Origin of the sequence: Clavibacter sp. MX14-G9D (assembly GCF_032917815.1) — a bacterium.
GTDB classification, from domain to species: domain Bacteria; phylum Actinomycetota; class Actinomycetes; order Actinomycetales; family Microbacteriaceae; genus Clavibacter; species Clavibacter michiganensis_K.
Window position 1 is genome coordinate 1 of the sequence record NZ_JAVCVL010000136.1, and the last position, 7,668, is coordinate 7,668.

Below are 7,668 nucleotides of genomic sequence, written 5' to 3' on the forward strand. Positions count from 1 at the left end.
GCGGGCGAGCCCGCGCCCTAGCCGGCGCGCCGCCTCCGCGCGTCCCTGCGGCCGCGAGCCGCGCGCCGCGGTCACGGCCCTCGACCGCCCTCCCCCATTGCGCTCTGCATCGCAGAGTGAGAGGCTCTGCACCACAGAGCGACACAGGGAGGAGCACCATGACGACGCGCACGATCGACCTCCACGCGCGCGTGCACGCCCTGCGGCGCGTGTCCTCGATCCCCCTCATCGTCGTCGGCTCGGCCGTGGCGCTGGTCGCGCTCCTCGTCGGCAGCGCGCTGCCCGTCGCCGGCCCGGTGTCCGGATCCGTGGTCACGGTCCTCGCGGCGGTCGCCCTCTGGCTGGCCCTGCGGGTCGTCTCCGCCCGCCAGGGCCTCGGCATGGGCAGGGAGCGCATCGGCGTCGTGGTGCTCGTCGCGTGCGCCGCGGCGACCCTCCTCATCGTCCCGTTCCTGCTCGGACCCGCGTTCCTCCTCGGCGTGCTGCTGTTCGCGGTCGGGTGGCGCCTGGAGGACCGTCGGCAGTGGATCACCGGCGCCGTCGTCGCGGTCGTCGCCATCCCCCTCAGCCGTCCGCTCCTCGAGGACGCCATCGCGCCCTACGGCCGGTTCGTCACCGGCGACCCGCTCATCCGCGCGTCGGCGGACGACGTCGTGCTCCTGATCATCGGGTTCGCGGTGCTCGGCATGGGGCTCCTCGCCTGGCGCCGGGAGGACCGGATCACGCGGGCGCCGCGTGCCTGACCCCGTCCCCGCGGAGGCGTCCGACCACGCGGCCGCCTTCCGATCGCTGGACGACGCCGTGCACCAGCGCACCCGCCTCGGGATCCTGACCGTGCTGCTGGAGGCCGGCGAGGCCGACTTCCGATTCCTCAAGAGCGCGCTCGACCTCACCGACGGGAACCTGGGGCGGCACCTCGAGGTCCTGTCGAGCGCCGGCTACGTGACCACGCGCCGCGGCTACGACGGCCGCCGCAGCAAGGCCTGGGTCGCCCTCACCTCGCGCGGCGCCGACGCCCTGCGCATCGAGGCGGACGCGCTCCGCGCCATCGTCGCCCGGCTCGACGGCGGCCGCCCGCTCGCGGGCGGCGACGCGTGAGCCGCTCCGCGCGCCGCCCTCAGCCGATGCGCTCCGCGAGCGCCACCGTGATGCCCTCGGGGCCGCGCACGTAGGCCATCCGCCAGACGCCCTCGTGCTCGCCGATCCCGCCGATCAGCCCGTAGCCGTCCGCGGCGAGCGCCGCGACGCGCGCCGCCAGCCCGTCGACCTCGAAGGCCACGCTGCGGATCCCGAGCTCGTTCGCGAGCGCGCGCGGCGACCCGGGCACCGCCTCGGGCCGTGCGAACGAGGACAGCTCCACCGCGGTGCCGCCCTCGGGCGTCCGCAGCATCGCGATCTCGGACCGGGCATCCGGGATGCCCGTCACCGTGTCGATGAAGCCGCCCTCCACCACCGTGCGCCCCTCGACCTCCAGGCCGAGCGACACGAAGAAGGCGATCGCCCCCTCGAGGTCCCGGACCGTGATCCCCACGTGGTCGAACCGCACCGTGCGCGTCATCGTCGCCTCCTCCGGGCGGTCGCGGCCGCCTGGTCCGGAGCCTACGACCGGCTCGTCGCGCCGGGAAGCGCGCGACCTCGCGGATCACCGCGCGGGCGGCCGGGTGCACCGCGGGCGCGGCGGCCCGGGAGGCGGCACTGGCGCCCCCGCCCGGAACCCGCTTGAGTGGCGTCATGGTGACGGCGGGCGGGAGCGGCTCGGACGCGGATCCCCGGCACCCGCGGCACCCGGACCCGGGGCGGCTCCTGTGGCCGACGGCCGCATGGTCCTGGGCGCTGCAGTTCGCCGTCCTCAATCCGCTCCTCGCCGTGCTCCTCGTCTCCCTCTACGGCGCCAGCCCCGCGCAGGTGGGCGTCGTCCTGGGCGTCTACAACGCGGGCGGCTTCGTGGCGTCGCTGCTGATCCCGACCCTCGCGGACCGCCGCGGCGACTACCTGCGCCCCCTCGTTGTCTGCGCGATCACGGGGGTCGCCCTGGTGGTCGTCCTCTCGGTGACGACGGCGCTGCCCGTCGCCGTGATCGCCCTCGTCGTCCTCGGCGGGCCGCCCGGCGTCGGCTCGACCCTCCTGTTCGCGCAGCTGCGCCACGAGGGGGCGCCGCCCGCCCGGATCATCCGCACGCGCGCGATCGTCTCGTCCGCCTGGGTGGTCGGGCCGCCGCTCGCGACGCTCGTGACCGGCGCGGCCGGGACGCCGTCGGCCCTCCTGCTCCTCCTCGGGATCAGCGGCGTCAACGTCGTCACCGCGCTGCTCCTCCTCCGCCGCCGCGGGCCGGTGCCCGCGCGCGACCCGGCCGCGGTCCGGCCGTCGCTCCTCGCGCAGCTGCGCGGCTGGTCCAGGTGGCGGGTCGTGACGGCGTTCACCCTGCTGCAGGCCACGAACAGCGCGACCGTCACCGTGCTGGCCCTGTTCGTCGCCGACGACCTGGACGCGCCGATCGCCTGGGCCGGCATCGTGCTGGGCGCCGCGGCGCTCGTGGAGATCCCCGCGCTGCTCGTCATGGGGCGGCTGCACGAGGGGACGTCGACCCGTCTCCTGCTCGGCACGGGCTGGGCCTGCGGGATCCTGTACTACGGGCTCGCCGCGGCCGCCCGAGAGCCGTGGCAGCTGCTCGCCCTCCAGCCGCTCAACGCGTGGTTCTTCGCATCGGTGGCCGGCGTCGGCCTGACCGTGTTCCAGGACGCCTTCGCGAACCCCGGCCTCGCGTCCGGCCTGTTCACGAACACGCGGCGGGTCGGATCCGTCCTGGCCGGGCTGCTCATCGCCGGGCTCGGCGGCCTCCCCGCGCCGTATCGCGGGGTGTACGCGGCCTCGGCAGCGGTGGTGCTGCTCGTGCTGGTCGGCGCGGCCGTCGTGCAGGCGGTCGGCCGCGGTCCCGCGCAGGAGGGCGCGGCGTAGGCCGCGCGGCCGGCGCCGCGACGGTGACCGTGACCGCGTCAGTCGACGGGAGGATCCTGCGCCGGTCGCTGCCCGATCGACGACTGGAAGCGCACCAGGTAGCCGTCGGGATCCTGCACGAGGAGCTGGCGGACGCCGGCCTCCTCCTCGCCGATCCGGTACCAGGTCGTCTCCGGCTCCAGGTAGAGCGCGACACCCGCCGCGGTGAGCGCCGCCGCGACGACGTCGGCGTCCTCGACGGCGACCTGGAGGTTGATCCCGCGCCCGTACGGCCGCTCCAGCGGCCCCGTCACCCAGTTCCGGATGATGCCGGACTGCTCGAGCATGAGGTGCGCGCCGCCGCGGGCGATGTACGCGAAGCCCTCGGCCGGCCGGTCGTAGACCACGGCGAAGCCGCAGAGGTCGCGCCAGAAGGCGAGGCTCGCGGCGAGGTCGGTGACCAGCAGCTCGGGGACCAGGTCGGGCTCGGCGTGGGCATCCATGCGGCCATGCTCGCAGACGGCCCGTGCGTCGCGGCGGTCCCGCCGCGCCCTCACCCCGCGTCGCGGCAGCGGACGGGGACGAAGCCCGGGAAGTCCTCGCCGATCCCGCCGGGCTCGGAGAAGCCGTCCACGAACGCGGTCGCCTCCGCGACCAGCTGCTCGCGCGTGAGCCGCCCACCCCCGACGGTGAACCCGTACTCACCGCCGCCCGGCCCGCTCAGCCAGGTGAGGTCGTAGGCCGGCGTCGCCCCCGCCGGCGCGCGCTCGGCGATCCGCCAGCGCTCCCCGCGCACCCGGACCTCGAACGCCTCCACCCGACGAGCCTACGAGCGGGCTCCCGTTAGCGTGGACGGATGATCGCCACGAACCCGCCCACCGCCGAGCTGCACCTGCACGTCGAGGGGACGCTCGAGCCCGAGCTGGCGTTCGAGCTGGCCGAGCGCAACGGCGTGGAGCTGCCGTACGCGGGCATCGAGGACCTCCGCTCCCGCTACGCGTTCACCGACCTGCAGTCGTTCCTCGACCTCTACTACGCGTGCACCGCCGTGCTCCGGACGCGCCGCGACTTCCACGACCTCGCGGCCGCGTACCTGGAGCGGGCGGCCGCGGACGGCGTCCGCCACGTGGAGATGTCGTTCGACCCGCAGGCGCACACGATGCGGGGCGTCCCGATCGGCGACGTGATCGACGGCCTCCTCGACGCGCTCCGCGACGCGCAGGTGCGCCACGGCCTCTCGGGCGGCCTCATCCTCAGCTTCCTCCGCGACCGGCCGGTGGCGGAGGCGATGGCGACCCTCGAGTCCGTCGCGCACCGCGCGCACGACCTCCTCGCCGTCGGCCTCGACTCCGCCGAGGTCGGCTACCCGCCGTCCCTGTTCGTCGACGTGTTCGCGCGCGCCCGGGAGCTCGGCCTCCACGCCGTGGCGCACGCCGGCGAGGAGGGCCCGCCGTCGTACGTCCACGAGGCGCTCGACCTGCTGCACGTGGAGCGGGTGGACCACGGGGTGCGCTGCCTCGAGGACCCCGCGCTCGTGGACCGGCTGGTCGCCGAGCGGATCCCGCTCACGGTCTGCCCGCTCTCCAACGTGCGGCTCGGCGTGGTCGGGACCCTCGACGAGCACGCCCTGCCGGAGCTCCTCGAACGCGGCGTGATCGCGACCGTCAACAGCGACGACCCGGCGTACTTCGGCGGCTACCTCGGCGAGAACCTCCGCCAGCTGCGCGCGGCGCACGCGTTCGACGACGACCGGATCGCCCTGCTGGCCCGCAACTCCTTCGAGGCGTCGTTCCTGCCGGAGGACCGCCGGGCCGAGCTGCTCGCCGCGGTCGACGCCTGGCGCGCCACCGCCCTCTGATCCGCGATCGCGCCTAGGCCCCGCTGCGCGCCTGCTCGTCCGGCGCGACCGCCTCCCGCACCGCGAACTGGGTGCGGTGCAGCTCCTCGTAGCGGCCGCCCGCGGCCAGGAGCTCGTCGTGCGTGCCGCGCTCGACGATCGCGCCGTCCTCGACCACGAGGATCAGGTCCGCGCTGCGGATGGTGGAGAGGCGGTGGGCGATCACCATCGCCGTCCGTCCCTCGAGCGCCTCGCTGAGCGCCGCCTGCACGGCGGCCTCCGACGTCGAGTCGAGCGCCGCCGTCGCCTCGTCGAGGATGACGACGCGCGGCTGCGCGAGCAGCAGCCGCGCGATGGTCATCCGCTGGCGCTCGCCCCCGGAGAGCCGGTAGCCGCGCTCGCCCACCATGGTGTCCAGCTGGTCCGGCAGGGACCGGACGAGCGGCTCGAGCCGCGCGCGGCGGACGGCGTCCCACACCTCGTCGTCGGTCGCCTCCGGCCGCGCGAGGCGCAGGTTGGACAGGATCGTCTCGTGGAACAGGTGGCCGTCCTGCGTCACCATGCCGAGGGTGCCCCGCATGGACGCGGAGGTGACGTCCCGCACGTCCGTCCCCGCGAGGCGCACGGCACCGCTGTCCACGTCGTACAGGCGCGAGAGGAGCTGCGCGATCGTGGACTTCCCGGCACCGGAGGTGCCGACGAGGGCGACGGTCTGCCCCGGCTCGATGCGGAACGAGACGCCGTGCAGCACCTCCTCGCCGCCCCGGGTGTCCAGCGTGGCGACCTCCTCGAGGGAGGCGAGCGACACCTTGTCCGCGGAGGGGTAGGCGAAGCGCACGTCGTCGAACTCCACGGCCACCGGGCCCGCCGGGACCTCGACGGCGTCCGGCGCCTCCTGGATGAGCGGCTCGAGGTCCAGCACCTCGAAGACGCGCTCGAAGCTGACCACCGCGCTCATGATCTCGACCCGCGCGTTCGCGAGGCTCGTCAGCGGCGCGTAGAGGCGCGTGAGGAGGAGCGCCAGGGTGACCACCTCGCCCGTGTCCAGCTGGCCGGCGAGCGCGAGGAAGCCGCCGAGCCCGTAGACCAGGGCGAGCGCGAGGGCGGAGACGAGCATCAGCGCGGTGAAGAAGACGAACTGCAGCATCGTGCTCCGCACCCCGATGTCGCGGACGCGGGCGGCGCGCACGCGGAACTCCTCGGACTCCTCGTCGGGCCGGCCGAACAGCTTGACGAGCGTGGCGCCGGGCGCCGAGAACCGCTCGGTCATCTGGGTGCTCATGGCGGAGTTGTGGTCGGCGGCCTCGCGCCGGAGGGCGGCGAGCCGGCCGCCCATGCGCCGGGCGGGGATGAGGAACACGGGGAGCATGACCACCGCGAGGACCGTCACGAGCCAGGACGTGCTCAGCATGACGACGAGGGTGAGGATCAGCGCGACGAGGTTCGTGACCACGCCGGACAGCGTGCCGCTGAAGGCCTGCTGGGCGCCGATCACGTCGTTGTTGAGGCGGCTCACGAGGGCGCCCGTCCGCGTCCGGGTGAAGAACGCGATCGGCATCCGCTGCACGTGGTCGAAGACCGCGGTGCGGAGGTCGAGGATCACGCCCTCCCCGATGCGCGATGAGTACCAGCGCGTCACGAGCGACACGGCGGCGTCGGCGACGGCCACGAGGGCGATGACGACGGCCAGCCGGACGATCGTCGCGACCTCGCCCCGCGCGACGATGACGTCGACCACCTGGCCGGCGAGCACGGGCGTCGCGACCGCGAGGAACGCGCCGACGACGGACAGCGAGATGAACACCAGGAGCTGGGTCCGGTAGGGCACGGCGAAGGTCAGGATCCGCCGCACCGACGCGCGGGAGATGCTGTGCTTGCCGCCCTGCGTGCTCGAGATCTTGTAGAGCGAGCTCCAGGCCGCGCCTTCCATGCTCATCGCGGTTCCTCACGTGGGCATGCGCCCGGTCTGCGTGGCGGATCCCGGGCCCGGGATCCTCCCGTCGGCGGCGAGCCGGGAGACGGGCCCGGGAAGGGGCTCGGCCGGCGACGCCCGCGACGTCCTGTCCGGGCTCGCAGGCGCGGCGCGCGTGGAGGTGCACCTGCCGGCACCGGCATGTCCATCATGCGCCACGGATCGCGGCGCATCCGTCCCGGCGGTCCCTCAGCGGATGCCCGGGAGCGCGCGCACCACGCGCTCCGGGCGGCACGGCGGCACGGTGGCGCAGCGCAGGCGGGGACCGCCTAGGTCGTCGGCGCGGCGGCCTCCGTGCCGAGGCGCAGGGCGAGCTCCATGCAGCGCACGCGGGCCGGGGAGAGGTCGTAGGGCATGCTCCGGATGACGTCCGCCGCGCTCCGGGCGCGCGCGCCGTCCGTCGACCGGGGGCGGGACGCCGGGGCCTCCTCCTCGGGCGGGTGCGCCGCGTCCCACGCCGCGAAGAGGGCGTCGTCCTCCTCCGGCTGGCCGGACTCCTCGATGACGCGCATCAGCGCGGTCTCGAAGGCGTGCCGCTCGGCCGCCACCTGCGCCACGCGGGGGTCGTCGACGGCGACCGCGTCGTCCAGGGCCTCCTCGGCGGCGTCGACCCGGTCGGACTCCGCGCGCAGCGCCGGGTCGGCGGCCAGGGCGAGGAAGCGGCCGGCCTGCACGGCGGCGCCGAGCGGACCGAAGATCCGCTCGGTGACCAGCAGGACGTCCAGGTCGTCCTGCCGGAGCGAGCCCGCGGGTGCGCCCTCGAGGCGGCCGGAGACCAGGCCGTCGAGCAGTCCCAGCCGGTCGCCGAGGGTCCGCATGCGCTGCACCCGGGCCCGCTGCCGCTGCAGCTCGGCCTCCTGCGCGGCGAGGGCGTCCTCCAGCCGCGCGAGGACGTCGGCGATCCCGTCGGCTCCGCCCGCGCCGC

At 75.3% G+C, this 7,668-nt stretch carries 9 protein-coding genes; 4 read left to right on the forward strand and 5 right to left on the reverse strand.

Going from position 1 to position 7,668, the window contains the following annotated elements:
• The first annotated feature begins 158 nt into the window (after positions 1-158).
• Together Q6969_RS10995 and Q6969_RS11000 are read left to right on the forward strand one after the other, a co-directional pair.
• Positions 159-743 carry a hypothetical protein gene (locus Q6969_RS10995; protein WP_317230473.1) on the forward strand — a complete coding sequence of 195 codons (585 nt, stop codon included), beginning with the start codon at positions 159-161 and terminating at the stop codon, positions 741-743.
• Positions 736-1,098: a transcriptional regulator gene (locus tag Q6969_RS11000; RefSeq protein ID WP_317230474.1), complete on the forward strand. Its 363-nt coding sequence runs from the start codon at positions 736-738 to the stop codon at positions 1,096-1,098. Before Q6969_RS10995 ends, Q6969_RS11000 begins: the two co-directional genes overlap by 8 nt.
• Positions 1,099-1,117: 19 nt before the next feature.
• Here the strand turns inward: Q6969_RS11000 and Q6969_RS11005 are convergent, their stop codons facing one another.
• The gene (locus Q6969_RS11005) at positions 1,118-1,558 is read right to left on the reverse strand and encodes a VOC family protein (protein WP_317230475.1); all 441 of its coding nucleotides are present in this window, start codon (positions 1,556-1,558) and stop codon (positions 1,118-1,120) included.
• A gap of 173 nt (positions 1,559-1,731) precedes the next feature.
• Between Q6969_RS11005 and Q6969_RS11010 the strand changes: the two genes are divergently transcribed.
• Positions 1,732-2,955: an MFS transporter gene (locus Q6969_RS11010; RefSeq protein WP_317230476.1), complete on the forward strand. Its 1,224-nt coding sequence runs from the start codon at positions 1,732-1,734 to the stop codon at positions 2,953-2,955.
• A 38-nt stretch (positions 2,956-2,993) separates the two neighbouring features.
• Here the strand turns inward: Q6969_RS11010 and Q6969_RS11015 are convergent, their stop codons facing one another.
• Both Q6969_RS11015 and Q6969_RS11020 read right to left on the reverse strand, forming a co-directional pair.
• The gene (locus Q6969_RS11015) at positions 2,994-3,437 is read right to left on the reverse strand and encodes a VOC family protein (protein ID WP_317230477.1); all 444 of its coding nucleotides are present in this window, start codon (positions 3,435-3,437) and stop codon (positions 2,994-2,996) included.
• A gap of 50 nt (positions 3,438-3,487) precedes the next feature.
• Positions 3,488-3,751, reverse strand: coding sequence for a hypothetical protein (locus Q6969_RS11020; RefSeq protein ID WP_317230478.1), 264 nt, complete (start codon positions 3,749-3,751; stop codon positions 3,488-3,490).
• 39 nt (positions 3,752-3,790) lie between these two features.
• Here Q6969_RS11020 and Q6969_RS11025 point away from each other — a divergent pair, with 39 nt between their 5' ends.
• The gene (locus Q6969_RS11025) at positions 3,791-4,792 is read left to right on the forward strand and encodes an adenosine deaminase (protein WP_317230479.1); all 1,002 of its coding nucleotides are present in this window, start codon (positions 3,791-3,793) and stop codon (positions 4,790-4,792) included.
• 13 nt (positions 4,793-4,805) lie between these two features.
• On the opposite strand, the gene Q6969_RS11030 is transcribed toward Q6969_RS11025, so the two are convergent.
• Both Q6969_RS11030 and Q6969_RS11035 read right to left on the reverse strand, forming a co-directional pair.
• Positions 4,806-6,707 carry an ABC transporter ATP-binding protein gene (locus tag Q6969_RS11030; RefSeq protein ID WP_317230480.1) on the reverse strand — a complete coding sequence of 634 codons (1,902 nt, stop codon included), beginning with the start codon at positions 6,705-6,707 and terminating at the stop codon, positions 4,806-4,808.
• A 305-nt stretch (positions 6,708-7,012) separates the two neighbouring features.
• Positions 7,013-7,668: MerR family transcriptional regulator (locus Q6969_RS11035; protein ID WP_317230481.1), on the reverse strand; the 656-nt coding region annotated here is incomplete at its 5' end.

Coding starts and splice junctions, on each gene's coding strand:
- Q6969_RS10995 (WP_317230473.1), top strand. CDS start 159: ATGACGACGCGCACGATCGACCTCCACGCGCGCGTGCACGCCCTGCGG.
- Q6969_RS11005 (WP_317230475.1), bottom strand. CDS start 1,558: ATGACGCGCACGGTGCGGTTCGACCACGTGGGGATCACGGTCCGGGAC.
- Q6969_RS11010 (WP_317230476.1), top strand. CDS start 1,732: ATGGTGACGGCGGGCGGGAGCGGCTCGGACGCGGATCCCCGGCACCCG.
- Q6969_RS11015 (WP_317230477.1), bottom strand. CDS start 3,437: ATGGATGCCCACGCCGAGCCCGACCTGGTCCCCGAGCTGCTGGTCACC.
- Q6969_RS11025 (WP_317230479.1), top strand. CDS start 3,791: ATGATCGCCACGAACCCGCCCACCGCCGAGCTGCACCTGCACGTCGAG.
- Q6969_RS11030 (WP_317230480.1), bottom strand. CDS start 6,707: ATGAGCATGGAAGGCGCGGCCTGGAGCTCGCTCTACAAGATCTCGAGC.